At 32.2% G+C, this 23,964-nt stretch carries 22 protein-coding genes, 2 tRNA genes and 1 pseudogene; 9 read left to right on the top strand and 16 right to left on the bottom strand.

The genetic code is table 11. The features are described from left to right. Positions 1-2: 2 nt before the first annotated feature. Positions 3-1,463, top strand: a complete 1,461-nt coding sequence (locus Q4Q35_RS09740) for an aminoacyl-histidine dipeptidase (protein WP_303277781.1) — start codon at positions 3-5, stop codon at positions 1,461-1,463. Positions 1,464-1,544: 81 nt separating this feature from the next. Here the strand turns inward: Q4Q35_RS09740 and Q4Q35_RS09735 are convergent, their stop codons facing one another. Genes Q4Q35_RS09735 through Q4Q35_RS09720 form a run of 4 tightly spaced genes read right to left on the bottom strand, consistent with a single transcriptional unit; the run spans position 1,545 to position 5,326 of the window. Then, positions 1,545-1,898 (bottom strand): MerC domain-containing protein, encoded by a 354-nt coding sequence (locus Q4Q35_RS09735; RefSeq protein WP_303277780.1) that lies wholly within the window; start codon positions 1,896-1,898, stop codon positions 1,545-1,547. Further along, the gene (locus Q4Q35_RS09730; RefSeq protein ID WP_303277779.1) at positions 1,895-3,208 is read right to left on the bottom strand and encodes a hypothetical protein; all 1,314 of its coding nucleotides are present in this window, start codon (positions 3,206-3,208) and stop codon (positions 1,895-1,897) included. Before Q4Q35_RS09730 ends, Q4Q35_RS09735 begins: the two co-directional genes overlap by 4 nt. Further along, positions 3,205-4,614: an ABC transporter permease gene (locus Q4Q35_RS09725; protein ID WP_303277778.1), complete on the bottom strand. Its 1,410-nt coding sequence runs from the start codon at positions 4,612-4,614 to the stop codon at positions 3,205-3,207. The genes Q4Q35_RS09730 and Q4Q35_RS09725 overlap by 4 nt, the downstream gene beginning before the upstream one ends. Positions 4,615-4,624: 10 nt before the next feature. Then, entirely contained in the window at positions 4,625-5,326 is a 702-nt protein-coding gene (locus Q4Q35_RS09720) for an ABC transporter ATP-binding protein (RefSeq protein ID WP_303277777.1), read from the bottom strand. Positions 5,327-5,410: 84 nt separating this feature from the next. Here Q4Q35_RS09720 and Q4Q35_RS09715 point away from each other — a divergent pair, with 84 nt between their 5' ends. Then, on the top strand, positions 5,411-5,791 hold the full coding sequence (locus tag Q4Q35_RS09715) for a Fur family transcriptional regulator (RefSeq protein ID WP_303277776.1): 381 nt from the start codon (positions 5,411-5,413) through the stop codon (positions 5,789-5,791). A gap of 96 nt (positions 5,792-5,887) precedes the next feature. On the opposite strand, the gene yidD is transcribed toward Q4Q35_RS09715, so the two are convergent. The 5 genes from yidD to Q4Q35_RS09690 form a co-directional block, all read right to left on the bottom strand. Next, positions 5,888-6,112, bottom strand: a complete 225-nt coding sequence (yidD, locus tag Q4Q35_RS09710; protein WP_303277775.1) for a membrane protein insertion efficiency factor YidD — start codon at positions 6,110-6,112, stop codon at positions 5,888-5,890. Positions 6,113-6,226: 114 nt separating this feature from the next. Beyond that, positions 6,227-7,708 carry a cysteine--tRNA ligase gene (cysS, locus tag Q4Q35_RS09705; protein WP_303277774.1) on the bottom strand — a complete coding sequence of 494 codons (1,482 nt, stop codon included), beginning with the start codon at positions 7,706-7,708 and terminating at the stop codon, positions 6,227-6,229. Between the two features lie 38 nt (positions 7,709-7,746). Next, entirely contained in the window at positions 7,747-8,424 is a 678-nt protein-coding gene (gene folE / locus Q4Q35_RS09700; RefSeq protein WP_303277773.1) for a GTP cyclohydrolase I FolE, read from the bottom strand. A gap of 180 nt (positions 8,425-8,604) precedes the next feature. Further along, positions 8,605-10,104, bottom strand: coding sequence for an OmpP1/FadL family transporter (locus Q4Q35_RS09695; RefSeq protein WP_303277772.1), 1,500 nt, complete (start codon positions 10,102-10,104; stop codon positions 8,605-8,607). Between the two features lie 30 nt (positions 10,105-10,134). Continuing rightward, positions 10,135-11,271 (bottom strand): hypothetical protein, encoded by a 1,137-nt coding sequence (locus Q4Q35_RS09690; protein ID WP_303277771.1) that lies wholly within the window; start codon positions 11,269-11,271, stop codon positions 10,135-10,137. Between the two features lie 99 nt (positions 11,272-11,370). Between Q4Q35_RS09690 and proS the strand changes: the two genes are divergently transcribed. The 3 genes from proS (at position 11,371) to rpsT (ending at position 13,347) form a co-directional block, all read left to right on the top strand. Continuing rightward, positions 11,371-12,849 carry a proline--tRNA ligase gene (gene proS / locus Q4Q35_RS09685; protein WP_303277770.1) on the top strand — a complete coding sequence of 493 codons (1,479 nt, stop codon included), beginning with the start codon at positions 11,371-11,373 and terminating at the stop codon, positions 12,847-12,849. Positions 12,850-12,997: 148 nt separating this feature from the next. After that, positions 12,998-13,069 (top strand) — tRNA-Glu (locus Q4Q35_RS09680). 26 nt (positions 13,070-13,095) lie between these two features. Beyond that, positions 13,096-13,347: a 30S ribosomal protein S20 gene (gene rpsT / locus Q4Q35_RS09675; protein ID WP_303277769.1), complete on the top strand. Its 252-nt coding sequence runs from the start codon at positions 13,096-13,098 to the stop codon at positions 13,345-13,347. 706 nt (positions 13,348-14,053) lie between these two features. Here rpsT and Q4Q35_RS09670 read toward each other — a convergent pair. Continuing rightward, positions 14,054-14,695, bottom strand: coding sequence for an ATP-binding protein (locus tag Q4Q35_RS09670; RefSeq protein ID WP_303277768.1), 642 nt, complete (start codon positions 14,693-14,695; stop codon positions 14,054-14,056). On the opposite strand from Q4Q35_RS09670, the gene Q4Q35_RS09665 reads away from it, so the two are divergent. Beyond that, positions 14,694-14,822 carry a hypothetical protein gene (locus tag Q4Q35_RS09665; protein WP_303277767.1) on the top strand — a complete coding sequence of 43 codons (129 nt, stop codon included), beginning with the start codon at positions 14,694-14,696 and terminating at the stop codon, positions 14,820-14,822. The two genes, Q4Q35_RS09670 and Q4Q35_RS09665, sit on opposite strands and share 2 nt — an antisense overlap. Then, positions 14,819-16,260 (top strand): annotated as a pseudogene (locus tag Q4Q35_RS09660) (type IV secretory system conjugative DNA transfer family protein). Before Q4Q35_RS09665 ends, Q4Q35_RS09660 begins: the two are co-directional and overlap by 4 nt. 86 nt (positions 16,261-16,346) lie before the next feature. Here Q4Q35_RS09660 and Q4Q35_RS09655 read toward each other — a convergent pair. From Q4Q35_RS09655 to Q4Q35_RS09640, 4 genes are all read right to left on the bottom strand, one after another. After that, on the bottom strand, positions 16,347-16,985 hold the full coding sequence (locus Q4Q35_RS09655) for a hypothetical protein (protein WP_303277766.1): 639 nt from the start codon (positions 16,983-16,985) through the stop codon (positions 16,347-16,349). A gap of 25 nt (positions 16,986-17,010) precedes the next feature. Further along, positions 17,011-19,215, bottom strand: a complete 2,205-nt coding sequence (locus tag Q4Q35_RS09650; protein ID WP_303277765.1) for an outer membrane protein assembly factor BamB family protein — start codon at positions 19,213-19,215, stop codon at positions 17,011-17,013. A 418-nt stretch (positions 19,216-19,633) separates the two neighbouring features. After that, complete coding sequence (locus Q4Q35_RS09645) at positions 19,634-20,551, bottom strand: HlyD family secretion protein (RefSeq protein WP_303277764.1); 918 nt, start codon at positions 20,549-20,551, stop codon at positions 19,634-19,636. Positions 20,552-20,788: 237 nt separating this feature from the next. Then, positions 20,789-20,861, bottom strand: a tRNA-Lys gene (locus Q4Q35_RS09640). Positions 20,862-21,001: 140 nt separating this feature from the next. Between Q4Q35_RS09640 and Q4Q35_RS09635 the strand changes: the two genes are divergently transcribed. Next, positions 21,002-21,523, top strand: coding sequence for a shikimate kinase (locus Q4Q35_RS09635; RefSeq protein WP_303277763.1), 522 nt, complete (start codon positions 21,002-21,004; stop codon positions 21,521-21,523). On the opposite strand, the gene Q4Q35_RS09630 is transcribed toward Q4Q35_RS09635, so the two are convergent. Both Q4Q35_RS09630 and Q4Q35_RS09625 read right to left on the bottom strand, forming a co-directional pair. Beyond that, the gene (locus tag Q4Q35_RS09630; RefSeq protein WP_303277762.1) at positions 21,515-22,018 is read right to left on the bottom strand and encodes a phosphoribosyltransferase family protein; all 504 of its coding nucleotides are present in this window, start codon (positions 22,016-22,018) and stop codon (positions 21,515-21,517) included. The two genes, Q4Q35_RS09635 and Q4Q35_RS09630, sit on opposite strands and share 9 nt — an antisense overlap. A 32-nt stretch (positions 22,019-22,050) precedes the next feature. Continuing rightward, on the bottom strand, positions 22,051-22,422 hold the full coding sequence (locus tag Q4Q35_RS09625) for an RNA-binding S4 domain-containing protein (protein ID WP_303277761.1): 372 nt from the start codon (positions 22,420-22,422) through the stop codon (positions 22,051-22,053). A 186-nt stretch (positions 22,423-22,608) separates the two neighbouring features. Between Q4Q35_RS09625 and Q4Q35_RS09620 the strand changes: the two genes are divergently transcribed. Next, the gene (locus tag Q4Q35_RS09620; RefSeq protein ID WP_303277760.1) at positions 22,609-23,688 is read left to right on the top strand and encodes an FKBP-type peptidyl-prolyl cis-trans isomerase; all 1,080 of its coding nucleotides are present in this window, start codon (positions 22,609-22,611) and stop codon (positions 23,686-23,688) included. Positions 23,689-23,964: the final 276 nt, after the last annotated feature.

Below are 23,964 nucleotides of genomic sequence, written 5' to 3'. Positions count from 1 at the left end.
CTATGAGTACAGAAATAAGACAACTACAACCGAAACAACTTTGGAATAAATTTGCAGATATAAATGCTATACCACGTGGTTCTAAAAAAGAAGCACGTATTATCGCATTTATGAAAGACTTTGGGGAAAATCTAGGTTTTGAGACTATTGAAGATGAAGTTGGAAATGTTATTATAAAAAAGCCAGCAACTCCGGGGATGGAAAACAGAACGACCGTAGTTATGCAATCGCATTTAGACATGGTACATCAGAAAAATAACGATACTAATTTTGATTTTGATGCTCAAGGTATCGATATGTATGTTGATGAGGATTGGGTTAGAGCCAAAGGTACGACGCTTGGTGCAGATAACGGGTTAGGTGTTGCTACTATTATGGCTATTCTGGAAAGTAAAGATATCGAGCATCCGGCTATTGAAGCATTATTTACTATTGATGAAGAAACAGGTATGACGGGGGCTATGGGCTTAAAAGGTGGTTTGCTAACAGGAGGTATTTTATTGAATTTAGATACTGAAGAAGACGATGAAATTGGTGTTGGTTGTGCCGGAGGTGTTGATGTTACAGCTACCAGAAGTTACAAAGAAGAAGAAACTCCAGAATTTAAAATAGGGTATAAAATTACTGTTAAAGGGTTACAAGGTGGGCATTCTGGTATGCAAATCCATGAAGGATTAGGAAATGCTAACAAACTCATGAACCGTGTGCTATTTGATGGTTTTGAAAATTTCGGATTACGAATTTCTGAAATTGATGGCGGTAGCTTACGAAATGCCATTCCTCGAGAAAGTAATGCTATTGTTGCTATAGATGCTGTACATGAAGATGCTTTTTTATTAGAAATGGCTTTAATTTCCAATACGATTAAAAAGGAATTAAAAACGATGGAACCGGATTTAGAAATTACCATTTCTAAATCGGAAACACCTAAAAAGATTATGAATTTAGGAGTTCAAGAAGGTTTAACCAGAGCTTTGTATGCTGCTCATAACGGTGTTTACAGAATGAGTGCCGATATTCCAGAACTGGTAGAAACATCAAATAATATCGCTAGAGTAGTGGTTAAAAATGGTACTATTCATATAGGTTGTTTAACGCGCTCGTCTGTTGAAAGTTCTAAAATAGATTTGGCGAATACTTTACGAGCAACCTTTGAGTTAACAGGCTGTGAGGTTGAATTTTCAGGAGATTATCCGGGTTGGACACCGAATATGGATTCTCCTATTTTAAAGGTTATGGCGAAGTTATATGAAGATTTAAATGGAGAAAAACCTCATGTTGCGGCATGTCACGCAGGTTTAGAATGTGGCATTCTTGGCACTAACTATCCAGATATGGATATGATTAGTTTTGGCCCGAATATTAAAGGGGCGCATTCACCAGATGAGCGTGCACAAATATCGTCGGTTCAAAAATATTGGAAGTTTGTTTTAGAGATTTTGAAGGAGATTCCGGTTAAATAAAATAGGTTGTAACCAGTACTTTTTGTAAAACCTCTCAATTCAAAATGTTGTTTGGTATTCGTAAAACAAAATAATGATTCTTTAAGATTTTAAACAATTACGCATATTATAAAAATGCCCAAGAATAATTGATGAAGAAAACAGAAACATCCCATATTCAAAAATTTCAGCATGTTCTTCTAGCAAAATGGATATTACAAAGCCAATAAAAGAAACCCATAAAAAAACACTAATCCCTTTAATAAATTTTCCATTGGTAGCTTTATAAATAGAAATAAATGCTACTAAGATAAACAGGAAAGCAATTATTGGATTATTCAAAAAACCAATGCCCAACGAAAGGAATGTTGGTACTGCAAGGCAATGAACTATACACAGCAAAGAACTAAAAACACCTAATTTATCTGCCCAATATATCTTTTTTGTTTGTGTCATTTGTTAAGTGTTTTATTGTATTCTAAATATTTTGTTTTGTCGACTTTAACGTTATTCCAAATATCCGAAACCATTATTTTAATGCGCTTATCAACCAAATTTTGAATATCGTTTCTATAAGTCTGGTAATCGTCATAATGAGTTTTTGATGAATGATTTAGTTTATTTTGAAAGTAAGTTAAAGGGTTGAGCCAATAGGTTTTTGAAATAAGCTCATTTTTAGTTAAATTATCTTCTTCTAGCTTTGAAATCGCATTTTTCATAGCGACATTAATTAATGCTATTCTTGAATCATTTCTTGCCTCCTTTATAGCTATTGTATCTTGTGCAGTTTTAGTTTGCTTTAAACTTGGATATAAATTAAAAATTTGATTATCGGTATCAGTGTTTGACTGCTCGTAGATTTCATCTGTTTTATCTCTTTTGATATCGATTAGGTCAATCATTAAATTAGTTGGTTTTTCAATACTTATCCATTGGTGTACGACGGCAGGAATAATAAACGCAAAAAGTAACCAAATACCTATCATTTGTAAAGTGTTTGAAATGATGTTTTTTCCATATTTCAGAATTAAAAAATAAAGAACTACCCAAAACACAAGATATATAGTTAGATGTAGAAAAATAGTCCAAAAAGCATTATCTACCTCAAAAACCTTGGTAAGAGTAGCGCCATAAAGCATTAACCCAAGTAATGAAAATAAAAGTAGTATCGTGTAAAATACAGTTCTTGATAGTATCCACCAGTTTTTTGAACCCGTTTGTACAAAAATGAGCGGTAAAAAGCCTTGCTCTGCTTCCGAGCCTTTTATGTTATAGAGTAACACTAAAAGTAATAGAGGCATAAGAAATAGCACAACAAATGAAAAATCTAAAGTACCAGACTGTATACGTTCTGGGTTGGCGATTTCCTTTGCCATATCGGCATCGTATGGGCTTGAATACATACCAATTTTTTTATAAAAACCATATTGTTCAGCCTGACCTATATTGTAAACAATAGTTGGTGAAGGTTTTTTGAAATGATAAGTGGGTGTATACCAAATAGACCAGAATGGTGTTGTAACATCTACCCAAGGCCTATTTTTAGGCCCTTTTTCGCTTTTGTCGAAATAAGATAGTATTGTTTCTTTTTCTTCTTTTGCTTTTTGATTGAGTCTTTCAATCTCATTGCTTTGTTGCATATATAAATCTGCACCATTGTGCAAACCATAAATACTGGCTATTAAAAAGAGTAGTAGTGCTATAATTTTAAAAGGACTGCTAACAAAATGTTTCCACTCGTAAATAAATATGGATAAACTTCTCATACGATTTGTATTTTTTTAGTTCCGAAATAAATGATAACAATAACAATAATTGACCATAGAATGAGCAAAGCTAAATCCAACAAATAATTTGATAAGATAACAGAAACCTGAGTTGGTTTATAATTGAAATCTGGAATAGATTTAAAAAATGCATTATCTTCTTTCCACCTCCAGTTACCTGTTTTAGAACCACCAAAAGTTTGCTTGTCGTTTAGCGTTTTAATAAAAAACCTTCTGTAGTTTTCCACTTGTAGCAAAAATTCCTGATGATGTAAGTTATCACTTGCCATAAACCCCATACTTGAATTCTGTAAGGAAATAAAAGGGTTTACAATACCGCCTAATTGAAAGCTTTGTTTTTGTTTACGAAGTATTTTACGATTATTACCAAAATGTTTATCCCAAACGCTATTTCCATATTCTTCATCAGCTTGCATCCGCATACCGTCAAAATTTATAGGTAATTGAGACAAACTATCTACACCATACTCTTTTAAAACTTTCTCTTTAAGAGCGATAGCTCGTTTATCTTTAGGGTTGTGTCCGTCAAGCCCTTTTGAACGGTCTTCTTTCATAGCTGATTGAAATTGGTTTCGACTAGGAAGAGGATGCCATTTTTCGGCAGAACTCATTAAAATATTGGGTAAAAATATCGTCCAAATTATCCAAATGCCTAACATTGATGTCAAAGCAAGTGTCGCATTTTGCCAGCGTGCAGAAAAGTAAACCGTAATAGCACTAATAATAAAATAATATAAAGTGTAGGACAAAAAGAACAATCCTGTTCTGGTTAAAATGTCTGTAGTTAAACTTTGAAAATTCAAAATACTATAGACTGAAAGGACAAAGGTTAGTAGCATCATACCGTAAAGCCAAACAGATAATATTTTAGATAAAATAATTTGTAAAGGTTTTGCACCTTGTAATACGAGTAATTTGAGTCTCCCACTTTGTTTTTCATCACTAACAGAGTTAAATGCTAAAAAAATCAATAATAATGGAACAATATATTGTAGTAAAAGTGAGGGCTTTAATTTTCCAAATCTAGAAATAGCCTGCATTTGAGATGCTTCGGAATGCACTATTTCATTTTGAACGTGTCCTTCTACTCGAAGTACATTTCCTGTAACGCTATTAACACCTTCATCGAGACTATTTAATAAGTTAGTAGGTTTAAAGACATACGTTCCATAATGTGCAGCACTATGAGGATTCATTTCGTCAATGCTTACCCATTGTTGACGCACGTGGTCTTTAGCACTTTTGTGTGTTTGCTCTTGCTTTCGTGTTTGATAATTTCCTAAAAAAACTGAGACTAATAAGATTGAAATGAAAGCAATACTTATGCCTAAAAATATACGACTACGGATTAAAAAACGCCATTCATTTTTGATGATTTGCAACATAATATTCGTTTTAGTTTTGCATAAATTGTAGATATAAAGTTTCTAGCTCATTAGCACTTACATCTTTGCTATACAATTCTTTTACTAAAACGCCATTTTTTAAAATACCGATACGATTACAAACCTCACGAACACGAAAAATATCGTGGGAAGCCATCAAAATAGTCGCACCTTCTGAAGCTAATTTTTTTAAAAGAATAGAAAGTTCATTACTGGCTAAAGGGTCTAAACCACTAGCAGGTTCATCTAATAAATAAACTTTTGCTTTTTTTGCATAGGCAATAGCGATGCCTACTTTCTGTCGCATTCCTTTAGAATAACCACTTACCTTTTTTACGTGTGCTTTATTTTCCAATCCACAAATTGTTAGGTAGTTTTCCAGTTCATTTTTAGAATATTTTAATCCTGCTAACTTGCAGAAATAATCTAAATTTTCTAAACCTGATAAATAAGGATATAGATTAACATTTTCAGGGATATAACCAATAAGTTTTCTAGTCTCTTGTGAATTATGGTTCGTGTCTATATCATTGATATATACCTCTCCTGAGTCTGGATTAAGAAAGCCTAGCAACATATTTATAGTGGTAGATTTTCCTGCACCATTAGCACCTAAAAGTCCTAAAATTTCTCCTTTCTGAACCTCTAAATTTAAGTTTTTAATGGCAAGACTACCTTTAAATGATTTGCTAACGTTTTGTAATTGTATCATAAAATTATCTTTGTTAATGCAATTGAGTTGCGAAATTAAAAAATAAATTTGTAATTGCAACCCAATTGCATTAATTTTGTGATTATGGGAATTATAAGAAAAACAAAAGCTGTAGCTACTGTACTCCAAATTTTTGAAGAAAAGGACGAAGCCAAATCGGTAGTACATCTAATTGAACTTGTAAAAGATAAGATGAATAAAACTACGGTGTATCGTATTTTAGATAGACTTGAACAAGATGGTGCTATTCATTCTTTTAACGGAAAAGATGGTTTAAAGTGGTATGCTAAATGTGAGGGATGTTCTGCTAGTCATCATTCGGACAAGCATCCACATTTTCAATGTACAAAATGCGATAAAGTTGAGTGTTTGCCTTTAGAAATTAAAATTCCTTCCATAAAAAATCATAAAGTAGATTCTACTGATATTCTCTTAATAGGACAATGTGAAGTTTGTTGTGCGTGAGTATTGGTTACAATGCTAAGATAAAGTTCTGTTTTAATGAACTTTATTAAACGAAATAAGTTGAAAATTTCACAAAATCAAGTAAGTAAATTAAATCTAAGGAACGGGGTCATATCCAGATCCTCCCCAAGGGTGGCAACTAAAAATACGTTTTATGGCTAACCAACTACCTTTAAATAAACCATGTTTTTGTAACGCTTCTTTGGAGTAATGTGAACATGTTGGTGTATATCTACAAGTAGCAGGCGTTATAGGTGATATCAATACTTGATATATCTTTATTAAAAACAAAAACGGTGCAATAAGTATTTTTTTTAGCATAGTATTCATTCCAGGTCGGTCACTGAGTGTAGTCGAATTGAAGACAAGAATCTATTTTGTAAAAATCAAGTTTTAATTAAAAAGATTCATTCCTTCGAAGGAATAACAAAACATTTAGTTAGTTGAAAACGTCGTACCGTCTTTACCATCTTTGAGTTGTATACCAACTTCTGCTAGCTCATCACGAATTTTATCAGACATAGCAAAGTCTCTATTGGCTCTGGCTTCTTGCCTTAGTTTAATGAGTATATCTACAGCACCCGACAATTTATCGGTTCCAGAATCACTTTTAGTATTGTTCTCAAGGCCTAACACATCAAAAACAAAGGCATTAATAGTGCTTTTAAAAGTGTTTAAGTCTTCAGTAGATAAGGTTTCAGAACCTTCTTTAATTTGATTGATGTATTTAGCAGCTTCAAATAAATGTGCAATTAAAATAGGCGAATTAAAATCATCATTCATAGCATCATAACAAGACTGTTTCCATGCATTAACATCTATAGTAGACCTTTCAGAAGCTTTTAAATCACCTAAAAGATTCACGGCATCCATCAATCTGTAAAATCCTTTTTCACTTGCTAATAAGCCATCGTCTGTTAAATCCAGAACACTTCGGTAAGACGACTGTGCATTAAAAAACCTAATAACACCGGGTGCATAGGCTTTACTGAAGAATTTATTATTTCCGGATAACAATTCATCTGGGTTGACAGTATTTCCTGTTGTTTTAGACATACGCTGTCCGTTAAGCTCTAGCATGTTGGCATGCATCCAATAATTAACAGGAGATTTTCCTTTGGCAGCTTCATTTTGCGCGATCTCACATTCATGATGCGGAAATTTTAAATCCATACCACCTCCGTGAATATCAAATTGATCTCCTAAATACTTAGTGCTCATAGCAGTACATTCTAAGTGCCAACCGGGAAAACCATCACTCCAAGGTGAAGGCCAACGCATAATATGCTGTGGTTCTGCCTTTTTCCAAAGGGCAAAATCTTGCGGATTCTTTTTATCACTTTGTCCGTCTAATTCACGTGTATTATGAATTAAATCGTCAAGCTTACGTTTGCTTAATTTTCCGTAATCGTTTGTTTCATTAAATTTATGTACATCGAAATAAACAGAACCATTTACCTCATAAGCAAAGCCATTGTCTATAATATTTTTTATAAGCTCAATTTGCTCAATAATATGCCCCGTTGCTGTAGGCTCTATACTTGGTGGTAAAAAATTGAATGTATTTAATATGTTATGGAAATCGACCGTATAACGCTGCACAACTTCCATAGGTTCAATTTGCTCTAAGCGCGCTTTTTTAGTGATTTTATCTTCACCAGCATCGGCATCGTTTTCTAAATGACCCGCATCTGTAATATTTCTAACATACCGTACTTTGTAACCTAAATGCTTTAAATACCTAAATACCATATCAAAAGACATAAAGGTTCTTACATTACCTAAGTGTACATTACTATAAACGGTGGGGCCACAAACATACATCCCTACATAACCCTCGTTAATGGGCTTGAATGTTTCTTTTTTTCCTGTAAGTGAATTGTATAGTTTTATTGGTTGATGCTGAAAAAGCTGCATGGTTATTATTCTGATTTGGTTATTTGGTTAAAAATAAATTAAAACTTTGTATCTAATTTTATGTAATCTAAAAATTCTCTACGAGTCGCTTCTTCTTTAAATTTACCCCCAAATTCTGAAGTTACTGTACTACTTTCAATATCTCTAATGCCTCTAGAGTTAACGCACAAATGCTTAGCATCTATAATGCAAGCTACATCTTGTGTATCTAAAACGTCTTGAAGTTCTTTCACCACTTGTATGGTTAAACGTTCTTGAACTTGTGGACGTTTAGCAAAATAATCTACAATACGGTTCATTTTAGACAGACCAACAACGGTACCGTTAGAAATATAAGCTATATGTGCTCTCCCAACTATAGGTAGTAAATGGTGCTCGCAAGTAGAATAAACAGTAATGTTTTTTTCGACAAGCATTTCACCGTATTTGTACTTATTTTCAAATGTAGAAGCATTTGGCTTTTTCTTCGGGTTTAATCCTCCAAAAATTTCCTTAACAAACATTTTAGCAACACGATTTGGTGTGCCATTTAAGCTATCATCTGTTAAATCGAGGCCTAAAGTTTCCATAATATGACGAACATCATCTTTAATAATGTCTATTTTTTCTTCATTAGAAAGCCTAAAGGCATCATTTCGCAAAGGCGTGTTTGAAGACGTTCCAATATGGTTATCTCCTAAAGAGTCGTATTCTTCTATGTTATTTTCAATTTTCATTAGCTAAAAAATGATGTTTTTAGTCTGCAAAGATAAGTAAAACACTTTTGTTATGTTTTGTCTTAACAAACAATTATACCTAAGGCTTAGTCTCTACTTTACTTATATTATTACAATTAAAAGAAAAAGCTTGAACTTTTTATGTTCAAGCTTTTAAATTATATTTTATGATAGTATATATTAAATATTAAAGCTCAACGAAAGTGTAATGTTAGAGTTTGTTCGGTCTATTAAAGCAACATCGGTTAATCCAGCATTGTATAATGACGGTGCAAATGAGCGTTCAGATTGGTCATAAGTAACATCTAGTTTAGTATTACCAAAATTGTAACCAATACCAAGAGAGTAACCTGTTAAATCACCCACAGTTATACCATTAAGATAAGGGCTTTCTTCAAAACGGTACCCGCCTCTAAAGCTAAATTGTTGGTATTTGTATTCACCGCCAACTCTATAAGTAGCGGCATTTGTAAGGTCTCTGGCAATGTCATTATTTAAAGATGTGAACTCAGATTCTGGTTTAAATTTAGTACTGCTATAATCTTTTGTAGAATAATCAAAGCTAATTAACCCATGTTTTCCAAATACATATGCTAAACTTCCTGTAAGTTTAGCAGGTGTTTGTACTTTATATCGGGGAAAAACATTTACAATGTTTGTAATAAAATCAATATCAGGATCTGCCAAATTAGAATTGATATATTGTGTCGTTTCTTCTTCAATAGTATACCAAGTAGGAGAATCGTAAGTAACACCTACTCTAAATTCGGGACTTACTTTTAAAATCCCACCTAATTGGAATGAAAATCCATTTCCAGTTGTAGATAAATTATTATCAAAATCGATAGCAGTTATGGAGCCTCCGTTATTATTGTCTTCAAGAAGAGAGGTCGTTCTTTGATAATCGATAAAATGAGAATTCAAGTTTAATCCTAAGTATAAATTATCTCCGTATTGAGCTGCCAGATTAAAAGAAACTTTACCATTATAACCTGTGCTTGAATATAAATAATCATGTTGAAAAGTACCATCTGCTAAATTAGAGGAATAAAAGGTATTGTCATCGTCATCTGCATCAGGTTCAAGAATAAATGCTTGATAACCTAAAAATGCTTGCTGATGTGCAAAACCAAATTCATTCCCAAGATATTGGTATATATCTTCAATAAACTCACCATCAAACAAAGAAATATCCTCTAATCTTACACCATCAGCATAGTTTAAGAAATAAAGGTCTATGGATTGATTATTGGTATTTGTACCAATGGCATTCCAAGCATCGTCATTATTATTGGTTCTATCGTATGCAATTGCTAATGTGAATTTTCGCCAAGGCGAGTTATTATTGCTTGCAAAAACAAAAGCAGCACCTGCTTGGCTTAAATCAAAATTTGAAATATTTGTATTTATTGTATTTCCAAAATATGCTGTGTTATTATCCGTGCTTATATTTGAACCCGTAACAGAAGCATGACTTCTGCTAAATACAGCAGAACCAGCTGGGTTTAAACTAACAGCGCTCATATCGCCACCTAAAGCCCCAAAAGCCCCACTCAATGCTCTAAAACGAGCTGTTCCTTGAATGTTATCTTGAGAAAACCTTAAAGCATCACTAATATCTTGAGCGTAAATTGTGGACATAGATAGGGTACCTATGAACAGTAAATATAACTTTTTCATATAGTTGTAATTTTTTTTTCTTTTTAAATTTTAACGACGTCTTCCTGAAGATCCTGAGCTTCTGCTGCTACTTCCAGAGCTACGACTACTAGATGAAGATCTGGAAACTGAACCTGAACTGGATGAAGAACTTCTGCTAGGTGAGTAGCTTGAACTTCTGGAAGAAGAATAGGACCTGGATGTACCACTAGAACTTCTATTGGTATTAGAAGGTTGTCTGTAGACGGTACTTGAATTCCTTCTTACTGTTGAAGATGATGATCTCCTAACTGAATTTGTAGAAGGTGTTCTGGAAGTTACTGTTCTTCTTTGTGTATTATTAGTATATGTACGTGTTCCGTTAGAGTTTCTTGTATAATTTCTTGCTACGGTGCCTGTGCTACTCCTTCTTGTTGTGTTGTATTTAGATGTAGCTGTGCTTCTATTTGTATTGCTTACAGAGCTACTGCGTCTGGATGAACTTAAACTTGAGTTATTTGCTCTAGTATAGTAATTACCTCTTCTATTCGTATTATATGCAACATTTCTTCTACTATTATAATAGCCGTTATTTGCATAGTATCGGTTATATCTATTATTTCTATAAAATGAAGGATATCCTCTCCAATAATTTCCGTAAAAACCACCATAATAAGGACCCCAAAAAGGATCGTAATAGCCCCAATTATTCCATCTATTCCAACCCCATCCCCAGTTGTTCCAACTATTCCAGCCCCAATTGTTCCATCCCATACCAAATCCAGCATTCCAACCCCAGTTGTTCCATCCGTTGTCTATATAGTTTATGGTAACACTATTGCTATTTTGTCCCCAACCAGCATAACCCTGATAATCATTAGTTAAGGAGTCATTTTCAACATAATTATTTCCTTCATAGGAATCTATATCAGTAAAAATAGCGTCATCAGAAAATACGTTAGCAGCTTCTAAAGATTTATTTCTAAAATGATTTTTATAGAAATCGCTATTAGAGTTATTAGGAATTTCAACAACTGTGTGATTACTCTGTGGAGGAGTTTCAACGCTTACTTGTCTTTCTGTACTCCCATAAATACCATCGTCGTCAGCGCCAACATATTGATAAGAACCACAAGAGGCTAAACCAAACACCAAGCCAAGAATGGCTACAAATGACACTTTTCCTTTTAAGTAGTTATTAAATTGCATATCTCTAGAATTTTATTGTTGAACATAACAAAAATAGTTAGTTTTGTTGAACTATTTTTATATTTAACATAGTCACAATATTTGTGCCAAAACATTAATATGAGCAAAAAACTTACTAGTAGAGCGGAAGATTATTCCAAATGGTATAACGAATTAGTTGTCAAAGCAGACCTAGCTGAGAATTCGGCAGTTAGAGGATGTATGGTGATTAAACCCTATGGATATGCTATTTGGGAAAAAATGCAGGCAGAATTAGATAAAAAGTTTAAAGAAACAGGGCACCAAAATGCATATTTTCCATTATTTGTACCTAAAAGTTTATTTGAAGCAGAAGAAAAAAATGCAGAAGGTTTTGCTAAAGAGTGTGCTATTGTTACGCATTATAGATTGCAAAATGACCCGGATAAAAAAGGAAAACTAAGGGTTGACCCTGAAGCGAAACTGGAAGAAGAGTTAATTGTACGACCAACAAGTGAAGCTATTATATGGAATACATATAGAGGATGGATTCAATCTTATAGAGACTTACCAATATTAGTTAATCAATGGGCCAACGTGGTACGTTGGGAAATGCGCACACGTTTATTTTTACGTACAGCAGAGTTTTTATGGCAAGAAGGACATACAGCGCATGCTACGAAAGAAGAAGCTATAGAAGAAACAAAATTGATGAATAACGTTTATGCCACTTTTGTTGAAAATTTCATGGCTATACCTGTAATACAGGGTGTAAAAACAGAAAGTGAGCGTTTTGCCGGAGCAGAAGATACTTATTGTATTGAGGCTTTAATGCAGGATGGAAAAGCGTTACAAGCGGGAACCTCTCATTTTCTTGGTCAAAATTTCGCAAAAGCTTTTGATGTTAAATATGCAACTAAAGAAGGTAAACAGGATTATGTTTGGGCGACGTCTTGGGGTGTTTCTACTAGATTAATGGGAGCATTAATTATGACGCATAGTGATGATAACGGATTGGTTTTGCCTCCAAATTTGGCTCCAAACCAAGTTGTTATTGTACCTATATATAAGAATGAAGAACAGCTTAATGCTATTACAGAAGTAGTTAATGGTATTATGAAAGATTTACGAGCAAAAAATATATCGGTTAAATTTGATAATAGGGATACCTTTAGGCCGGGAGCTAAGTTCGCACAACACGAATTACAAGGTGTGCCTTTACGTATTGCCATAGGGGCACGCGATTTAGAGAATGGAACAGTAGAGTTAGCTCGTAGAGATACTTTAAGTAAAGAAATAGTTTCTCTAGATAGTTTGATTGATAAAGTAGAAGGTTTAATGACCGAAATACAAGAATCACTATTTAATAAAGCTTTAGATTTTAGAAATACACATATTACAGAGGTAGATACTTTTGAGGAATTTAAGAATGTTTTAGAAACTAAAACAGGATTTATTTCTGCTCATTGGGATGGTACTAATGAGACAGAAGAAAAAATTAAAGAGTTGACCAAAGCTACAATTCGTTGTATTCCTATAGATATGAAGGAAATAGAAGGTGTCTGTGTGTATTCTGGAAAGCCTTCGAAAGGTAGAGTATTGTTTGCAAAAGCATACTAATTTAATTTTTTTTCAAAAAAAATTATCTAACTATTGTGACATTTAAAAATAGTTGTATTTTTGCATCCGCAATGGAGACATTGTTAGTTATTTGAAAGGTATTGTAAGTTTAAATATTATATTTATATTTGCGCACCTAAAAACAAATGGCCCGTTCGTCTATCGGCTAGGACGCCAGGTTTTCATCCTGGTAAGAGGGGTTCGATTCCCCTACGGGCTACGATTAAAAAAATTAAGAAAAACAAAATGGCAAATCATAAGTCAGCATTAAAAAGAATTAGAAGTAACGAAGCTAAACGTTTAGTAAATAAATATCAGCATAAAACGACTCGTAATGCTATCAAGAAATTACGTGAGTTAACAGATAAGAAAAAAGCTGAAGCTATGTTACCTTCTGTTTCTTCTATGATAGATAAATTAGCTAAGAAAAATGTTATTCATGCTAATAAAGCGGCTAATTTAAAATCTGGTTTAACAAAATATGTTGCTACACTTTAATTAGATTTAAAGTTTCAAAATATTAAAAAGCTTCTCAGAAATGAGAAGCTTTTTTTGTATATATGTTTAACTACTTGAATGAAGTATAGGATCATGACTAAAAGGGATCATGACTAAAAGTATAAACTCTTGTTACTATTTCTGTTTTTTGTTTGTAGGTGTTAATAATGGTAACATTTGATATCAATTGAAAGTAAGGAAAATGAAAAAGCCTGAAAACATTAAGTTTCAGGCTTTTTGAATAATCTTGAAAAGATTCCAGTGACCGGGCTGGGGTTCGAACCTGTTTTTTAATCAATTGATATTCAAAAATTTAGATTAGTAATAGTATTTGTACGCACCGATTAACGCACCAAAACTATTTTTAATAAAAAATGAACTTAAATAGTTGTATTTATATACAATATTCAAATATAGTTAATGTTTATTGTAATACAATCAAGAATATTCTAAAGTGATCAGAAGTATATACATCTATTTGTTAAGTTATAAAAAGATGGAAGCAATTGAAAAGTATACGAAGAAAGAGGAACTATCCAAAATCATAGCTTTACTAGTTTTTAAAAGGGTTTCGAGAGACCTGAAAATTTAGTGACTCCGAATTAGCCCCTTTTTAACAATTTTTTAACTTTTATGATGAAATTTGTCTTTGTTTAGAGCAAAGTGGTTTAGGTATTCTTATAAATTAAGATATGAAGCTTAACTATTACAGTTTAAGTGTTTTTAATAATGCTAAAACCTTTTTTCCTTTATTTGTTAGAACATATTCTTGATTTGGACTTCTATGTTTATTAGGAATAGTTCTTTCTAAAAGGCCTTCTCTTATTATAGGAGCTATATGTCTTTTAAAATTATCTGTATGAACTTTTAATTTAAAAGCTTGTTCTTGAATGTCTTTATTAGACCTTCTTTGCTCACAATATTTTAAAATTTTTATTTGTTCTTTGGTTAATTTATTAACTTGGTCGTTAAATTCAGGATGAATCGGAATCTCTATTAAAAAATGATTTCTATGTGGTTCGTTAGTGTCAAATTTAGGGCTTCCAGAACCATTATCTTTGAGAGCTTTTACAATAGTGGGAATACCTGTCCCTCTACCTTCTGTAAGTCTTAATTCTTTTAGAAATTCACCAATACGTCTATTTCTATAACGTCTTGCCCTAACAATTCCTTTATCAAAATCATCTTGCTTTAAAGAAGGATCTACACCATTATAACTTATTATTTCAATGGCATTAGGAAGAACCCTAACTTCAATAGGGGCTTGTAGTTCGTAATTTCTATGATATACTGCATTAGAAAGAGCTTCTTCTATGGCATTTAAATTATTAAACAAAACAGGCGTCATGAATAACCCGGTTTTTAACAACCCTTTGATACAAATACCAACCAATGCACAATTAGTTATTAAAGCAATTAAAACGCTTAAACGAGGTATAGAGAAAGGTATTCAAGCAGGGTCAATTGGGATATGACTTGGACAATAGCGCATATTGTATTGTATATCATAACACCATTGTTATTTGTTCTAACCCTGGTTTACGCCTTTTTTCATAAAGAAAAATCAAATGTCACGAATAAGAAATATTCATTTGATTTTAAGTTGAACCGTGGAAAATTCAAAATAGAAAATGTTAGAAGAGGTACCTCAATTATTGGTTCTGCAGGAAGTGGAAAAACAGAAAGCGTTATTTATAATTATCTACAGCATTTTAGCAAATATAAGTTCTGTGGAATTATCCATGATTATAAGGATTTTGAACTCACCGAAATGGCTTATCCTCTTTTTCAAGATGGAGGCATCTCTTATTATATAAATTCATTTGAAGATATTTATTGTCGAGTAAACCCAATAGCTCCAAGGTATTTACATAACGAAGAAAGTGTGAATGAGGTTTCTAAAGTTCTTATTGAAAATCTGCTGGAACAAAATTTATCAGATGCCTCGGGTAGTAGTAAATTCTTTTCAGATGCCGTAGAGGGCTTACTAGGCGGGCTTATTTGGAAATTGAAAATAGACTACCCTAAACAATGTACATTACCACATTTAATCGCTCTATTTCAACAGATGAACACTAAAAAAATGGTGTCTTTTTTGAACTCCGATCTTACTTCCAAAAGTATGGCGAGTGCCTTTATAAATGGTATAGAATCAGAAAAGCAAACCGCAGGTGTTAAAAGTACGCTTGCCAATGCCTTTAAAAAAATAAGTTCGCAAAAATTGTTTATGGTTTTGTCGGAAGATGAAGTACCGCTTGATATAAATAATGCATCGAATCCGGCTGTCATTTCTGTTGTGAACAACCCTAAATATGAATCGGCATACTCTCCGGTAATTGCTACTGTGATGCATACGGCTATTAAGCAAATGAGTGTTAGAAATCAGTTGTCGTCATTTATACTTATGGAAGAAGCTCCCACAATTCGTCTGTTAAACATGAACCGTATACCTGCAACACTGAGAAGTTATGATATTTCTACGGTTTATGTGATGCAAGATAAAATTCAAAATGATATGCTCTATGGCGAAAAGGCTAGTCGGGCTATTTTAAGTAATTTATCATATCAATTCTTCGGTAAAGTTAACGATTTGGACACAGCTAAATATTATGAGCGATTTTTTGAATTGATTAAAAAAGAAACTACAAGCATCAATAAGGGACATAACCTTAATTTTGATACGCGTATCACCAAAGGCAAAAAGAAGTTTCCAAGCGAAGAGCCGATGTGTTTTTTAGATTAAAAGCAGGTGAGTTTGTAGCATTTGCGGATGGAAAAGATAAAAAACTGCGCTTTAAATATTCTAATATAAAAAAAGAGCTTCCAGAGCCACGCAAAAGCTTTTCTCAAATTGATTTGCAATTAAATCAGGAGCGGGTGTATAGGGAGGTTCTGTATATTATTGGAAAATAGAAACTGTTGTTGTTTTTTAATTGTAAGTGCTTGTTAATTAGGTTTATATCAAATGAAAAAATATGACAATATTTGAAACATCAAAATTATTTATGATGGAAATAGATTGCCGATTGATAATATTCATTGTCTAAATCTAACCAATATTTATATAATGTTGGACCCTTTGGATTCTGGTCTTGAAGTAATGTTTGAACTTTTGGTTTAATATCCTTTTCAAAATTAAATTCACTATGCGAAGCTACTACTATGTATATCTCGGGACCAACAGTATCGTCTAGGTTAAACTCTATTTCATGTGAGTTTTCTTTTGGAAAAAATAAACCTGAGGAAGTTGAATTGTTATAGACTCCATGAATACCCTTTAAATCAACACAAAATATCGACATCCAGCATTGGATATTGGAATTTATGGATAAAATCATCTTATCACCAGAAAAATACGTTTTGCCATTTGAACCCTTATTTCGACCTAATTCGTTTTCAACTTCGAATCTAAATGAAATTAGGATATCTGGTAAGTTTTGGTCAATGATTGGTATATAAAAGTTAAATACCCTCTTTGAAATTTTATATGCCCTATCTCCTAAAAAACCAACCCTAGAGATAAATATAATTAAGAGTAGTAATAGTGATAATAGTAATACTTTTCTACGTTTAGATGCTTTAATAAAATAATTTATAATGTTTATACTTAGCCATTCCTTGATGCTATTATTTTTCATGTGATTTTAGTCATTAATAATTAAATTATTTAATCGAAACTGGGAAATCATCAGCGATAAACCCTTTTCTTTCCCAAAGCATTGGAATTTGCACGTTCATATTTGTTTTATTAGATGTGTATTTTCGAACTTTTTCCTCTACATAATCTCTCAATTCAGATATATCAATGAACCCATCTTTGTCTTTATCTGTTGCTTCACCGTAAAGACCTTTTAATAGAAAATATGTAAAAACACTATTTTGAAGTTTTGAATCTTCAAATGCTTGTTGAGAACCTCTCCCAGCTGTGAAAATTATTTTGTTTGGAATTGTGGTATTTAACTTGCCCATGTATTGATAGTTTGGTCTATTGTCTCCGCCTTTAGCATAGCCTATTACTCCACTTCTACAAGCGTCTATAAATGCAATTACGTGTTCTGAATTTGAACTCTCTATTTTTTTTCTTAACCAATCGTAAGAAATACCACTATAATCATCATCATATTCAAAATCATATGGTAGAAGATACACTTCACTCAGGTCATAAGGAGTATTTCTTGCGTGACCAGAAAAAAAGATGTATACCAAATCATTTGGTTTGGTTCCTGTGAGTATATAGTCTATTGATTTAAGAATATCACTTTTTTTAGCAGAATTACCAATAAACTTTTTAATTATCCAATTACCACCACTTTTTTCAGTATTATTTAAAAAATCAATAAATTCACTAGCATCTTTCTCTGCATATTGCAAATCAGTAAGCTTTATCTTGCTTTTTTCAATACTTTTTGATAGTAAATCTTTATAATCAGCAATTCCTATTACTATTGCATATTTTTTCCCATATTCATTATATGAATCTCCTTGCGGTACAATTTTTTCTGACCCTTTACTTGTGGAAGCTGTGAGAAAGTCTTTTGATTCTTCATAATAAACACCTGTATTGTAGTTGTTACCTCGAAATTGACCCCATGTAACTTTACCTGTTGATTTTGTATCATAACAATATAAATACCCATCTCTAGTGGCAATGATTAAATTTAAATAGCCATCGTTATCAACATCAGCGACTAGTGGAGTAGCCTCAACACCACCCTCAAGTTTAAATTTACCCATAGTTTTACCAAAATCATTATAAATAACTAAATAGCCATTTTCAGTGACTATACCAACTTGTGGATTGGTTTCTGCCATTAAATCGGCATATATTGGAGTTGAAGAAATTTTGCCTAATACAGTGAATCCTTCATCATAATTATTAGAATAATCTGGTATCATATAAAAACCATCTCCCTTTCCCCACCATGATGTTCCAATACATATGTGACCTAATGAGGTAGAAATCGGACTTGAAAACAAGCCTTGTATAGCCCGGTTTTCTCTTAAATGGTATCTTTTTTTTAACTTACCAGATTTATCTAACACGTGCACAACAGAATATGCTTCAGCGAATATTATATCCTCATCTTCTCCTCTATTATCTATGTATGCCGAACTATGTATGCCTGAATAAGTATTATACTTCCAAAGTATGTTTCCATTCGACCCATCAAAAGCATAGAAGGTTGCGTTTCTTGCCCCGATTAGAATATCACGTACATTATCATTATTAATATCATAAACCGCAGGAGATCCAATAAAACCTTTGGAAGAATAAAATTCATATTTGTTTTTCCCTTTTTCCCAAACCGTACTATATTTCCAAATTAGATTACCAGAATTACCATCTAAGGTATAGATGGTTCCATTTTCAGTAGCAAATACGACATCAGGTAATCCGTCTAAATTTAAATCAGTTAGTGCAGGTGCTCCTTCTACATCTCCGTCACATTTGTAAGACCAAATTTTCTTACCTTCATCATCATAACAAAAAAAGAGGTTGTTATCATTGCCAAAATAAATTAGGTGATTGTATACTGCTATTCCGTTTACATCATTATCTGCATGTTCCTTTCGAGTTATTTGTGTTTTAATTTTACCATTTTTTGAATTCAAAATGAAAACCCCATCTTGTTTATCATTAGCTACACTGGTTGAATTGCCATTAGAACCAATGTAAATTTTATCATTTGCATAAAGAATGGTGGTTCTAAATGAAGTCTTACCTATATAAGTTTTCCATTTGAATTTGAATTGAGTAGTATTATCTAATTCATTTATTAAATCTTCTTTTGATTGACATTGTACGTTGAAAACAATAAATATTATGATATATGCAAATTGTAGAGATGGGAGTATGTTTAATTTCATGATTTATTAAAAAATTATAAGTCCTTTATCAAATTACAAGGTTTACTTTTGAAACTTTCACTAAAATTCATTGTTAAGTAATACACTATATATTCGATTCTAATTAAGTCTAACGGTTTGTTTATGAAACGTATAAGTTTTCACAAATCTAATGGATTTTTAATTATAAAGAAAGAAAACACAACTTTTGAATACGTTAATTCATTCGTTTTATTTGAGTTGTGATGACAAAGTAGCTTTATTTACGATATATTTATAATATTACTATGTACTCTTGAAATTTATAGTTCCTCAAAAATTTCCTTAACAGGATAAAGCAAACGCTCAAATAGTAAAATCTCATCAACAATAATTTCAGCTTCCCCTTTCATTTTTTGTTTAAAGTCCAATGTGCGATTGTAAGTAGTAACTAAAGAATCTAGCTTAATAATGGCAGTATATTGCATAGTGGAATACTTGAAATAGATGAAACTGTTCCTCTGAGTTTACCCCATTCCTGATATGGGGAATTTTCTATTTTAATTAAAACGTCTTGCCCTCGTTTTAACTTTCTCGAATTGGTTATTGGAACCAATACTCTCCCAACTATGCCGTTTAAGTCATTAGGGATAATAGTAAAAACGACATCATTAACATTAATATCTTGGTATTGATTCCAAACATCAAAAAGTGTAAATTTTCCATCAATTGGACTGGACAAAACATACTTCTGCTCCCAGGACTTGATGTCATTTATCAACTCCTGCCTTGACTGCATTAAGTTTTGGCTTGAAGATAAGAGCAAGCTTTTATCCTTTATTGAAGACTGTTTTAAATTATTTTGGGCGACTAAAAGATTGCTTTTTTCATATTCTAAGTTAGATTTTAGTTCCTGATATTTTTCTTTGGCTTTAGACAATGCATTTTGACTATTAATGTAGTCCAATTCAGAAATAATGCCTCTTTTGTATAGTTTCTGGTTATTCAAATATTTCTTTTTTTCATTATCAAGTTGTACCTGATATTGTTCTAACCTTTTAGTATGGTCTTTCAAACTTTCAGATTTAGAAAGCATTTGAAACGTATAGTTGTCTATTCTTTTCTTTTCCGGTGTAAGAACCAAATAATTAAGGTAATCTTGATATCTCAGTCTAAAGTTATTATAGGACGTTTGAACATCTCCCAAATCAAGCTTAGGAGGCAGTTTTATATCTAGGGAGTCAAAATCCTTAAGTTCCAGAGTGAATGTTTTTAGATACTTTTTTATGAGCTTTATATCGTTAAAATCCGCATTATTTTCAATAACAGCTAATATATCTCCTTTGGGAAAAAATAAAATTGAAAATCTATTGCTCATAATAGGGTCTGTTTACGTTATTAAGTTACAATTTTCATATTTAAATTCAAACTATAATTAGTTAAAAACCAGTAAATTAACCTTAATTCGGTGCGTGTTTTTTAATCTTAAAAAACACGCACCGAATAACGCACCTATTTAATGGTAATATTTGATATCAATTGAAAGTAAGGAAAATGAAAAAGCCTGAAAACATTAAAGTTTCAGGCTTTTTGAATCATCTTGGAAAGATTCCAGTGACCGGGCTGGGGCTCGAACCCAGGACCCTCTCCTTAAAAGGGAGATGCTCTACCAACTGAGCTACCAGGTCATTATTTCAACACTAACGTTGTTGTTAGCGGGTGCAAATATAAAATGTTTTATTAATTAAACAATACTTTTTTTAAAGATTTTTTTGTTTTTTTGCATCACTAAAACGTATGTTTTTAATAATCAATTTATAAAGAGAAAATGATTGTAGTTTTAATTGGGTATATGGCTTCGGGAAAGTCGACTTTAGGTAAGATTTTGGCAAATAAATTGAATTATGATTTTATAGATTTAGACGATTACATAGAAGAAAAGGAACAGTTATTAGTAAGTGATATTTTTAAATATAAAGGAGAAATATATTTTAGAAAAATAGAAACATTATATCTAAAGGAACTTTTAAACAATAATACTAAATTAGTTTTATCGCTAGGAGGGGGCACAACATGTTACAGTAATAATATGGATTTTATTAAAAATAGCCCTAATGTTAAGAGTATTTACTTAAAAGCTTTAATACCTACTTTAGTGGCGAGACTAAAAAATGAAAAGAATAAACGTCCTTTAATTGCTCATATAAAAACAGACGAATTACTTACAGAATTTATTGGAAAACACCTTTTTGAACGTACTCCGTTTTATAGTTTATCTGAAGTTACTATAACTACCGATAACAAAACAGAAGAAGATATTATCGAAGAGTTGGTTTTACAGTTATTCTAAAACAGCTTCAAAAACTTTGCCTTCTAGAACCACATGTACATGTTCATGCAGGGAAGTAGACAAAGAAATACCTTTAAAGTCTGCTTTTACTGGATATTTTTTATGATTCCTATTTACCAAAACGGCGGTTTTAAATTGTTTTAGCGGTACATTTAAAAAATGTTTAACACCATAAATTAAAGTAGTACCAGAATTTAAAACATCATCAACAAGTACTAGAGACTTATTTTTATAATCTTCTGGCAAAATAGAGGTTTTAATAGTCGCAGAAGGATTCTTTTTGTCAATGCTAACTTTGCAAAGTATAGGATGTATCTCAGATATTCTTTGAAGTGCAGTTTTTAATTTTTTTGCGAATACATAACCGTTTTTGTCAATACCGGCAAGGATAACTTCTTTTTCATCCACATTACTTTCATATATTTGAAAAGCAATACGTCTTATTTTATGATTGATTTCGTTATGATTAAGGATTACATTATTCTTAGCAGTCATAATAATACTCGTTCTAAAATTAAAAGATAAAATTACTCATTTTCATCTGTAAAATCATCAATATCCCTTCTATCTTTTTTTGTAGGTCTACCAATACCTTTTTTTCTATAATAGTCTTTGCTATATTTTAAAAGGTCCTGCGCCTCAAATTGTTCTTTAGGTGTTATGTCTGTTCTATAAATGTCTACCAGTTTAGCACCAACCCTGCTTTCTGGAATATCATTTACAACAAGTTTGTAGTTTATTTGATTCTTTCTTAACTCAATGGTATCCAAGGGATAAACTTCTCTGCTAGGTTTAACAATTTCTTGATTTACACGTACTTGACCTTTTTTACAAGCAGTAGTAGCAAGAGTTCTTGTTTTATAATACCTAATACACCATAAATACTTATCAATTCGCATACAATTATTCTAAAAACTACGTTAAGGTTCTTGTGCAAAATTATTTTAAAATTGTATCTTGCGCACCAAAAATAAGCAATAATGAAACATTCTTAGGCTTAAAGTTAAAATTGTAAGCTAAATTTAAATGAATGTGGATTTACGTTCGGCGCGGTGTAAAAGAGGTCGTTCAAAAACAAAAAGAATATGAGATTAAGAAAAATAGCTTTAATTACATTATGTATAGTTACATGTTTTTTATCCTGTAACAAAGATGATGATACTGAAGAGATTGTTGTAGAAGTAAACGATAGAACAGAACAAGAAGTTATAGATAATGGTTTGTTGATAGATTATTTAGAGACCCATTATTATAATTCCAGTGAATTTGAATCGATTACTAATCCAACTATTGCAGATTTAGTAATTACCGAACTTATTGATGGAGAAGTTCCAGACGGACATACTTTGTTTAAGAATGGAGATGTGCTTGAAGTTGATGAAAAAACAATAGTTTACGCAGACACAAAATATACGTATTATGTCCTTAATTTAAATCAGGGAGGCGATATTAAATCGCCAACTTTTGCAGATAACGTAGTTATGCTTTATGAGGGGTTTACCTTAGATAACGAAGTGTTTGATAGTGCTGTGAATCCAGTTGAAATAGATCTTATAGGAACTTCAACAGCTCTAAATCCAGGAGTAATAGTAGGGTGGAGGCGTGTGTTGCCAGATTTTAATGTTGCAGAAGATTTTGCTGAAAATGGAGATGGAACTGTTAGTTTTTTAAATCAAGGTATAGGCGTTATGTTTTTACCTTCTGGTTTAGCTTACTTTTCTAATAGTTTAACAGGCATTCCTGCATATTCTCCACTTATTTTTAAGTTTGAATTATTACAAACAACAGAAAATGATCATGATGGTGATGGTATTCCTTCACATATAGAAGATTTAAGTGGTGATGGTGAGGTTACAGTAAATTATGATGATTTAACAGATGAAACAGATGATGATACGGATGGTGATCGTTTACCTAATTATTTAGATAGTGATGATGATGGAGATGGTGTATTAACTATTAACGAACTAGAGCGAATAACTTATGTGGTTTATACAAATCAGGGCGAGCAAGAACCTGTACTCAACGAAAAAATTGAGTTTGAACTTGAAAGATCAGATAACGCTGGTGTGATTACCATTAAAACATTAAAGATTGTAGACTCTGACAATAATGATATCGATGATCATTTAGATAAAGATGTAACCACCAATTATAGCGAATAAGTAAAAAAAGCCACTTTGAAGAGGATATTTGTCCAGTAATAACAAGTCGGCAAAAAATTGGTATTAATAATAGAGCCATCAAAAGCTAGCTTTTGATGGCTTTTTTTTGTCTTTTTTAAGTTTTCTTTTTGTTAATTAATCGAAAAGAATTCCTCGAGGCTCTGCCTCGGGGTTTCCGTTGAAATTGTCATTCCCGTGAAAACGGGAATCTAAATACAGAATTTCGGTTTTTGACCTTTTTAGGTCAAAATGAAACCAGCGAAATACCTCTATGGC

The sequence above is a fragment of the Flavivirga aquimarina genome, assembly GCF_030540835.1.
GTDB classification, from domain to species: Bacteria; Bacteroidota; Bacteroidia; order Flavobacteriales; family Flavobacteriaceae; genus Flavivirga; species Flavivirga aquimarina.
Note: the sequence above shows the minus strand (reverse complement) of the source record. Positions and strands in the feature narration are given on the sequence as shown.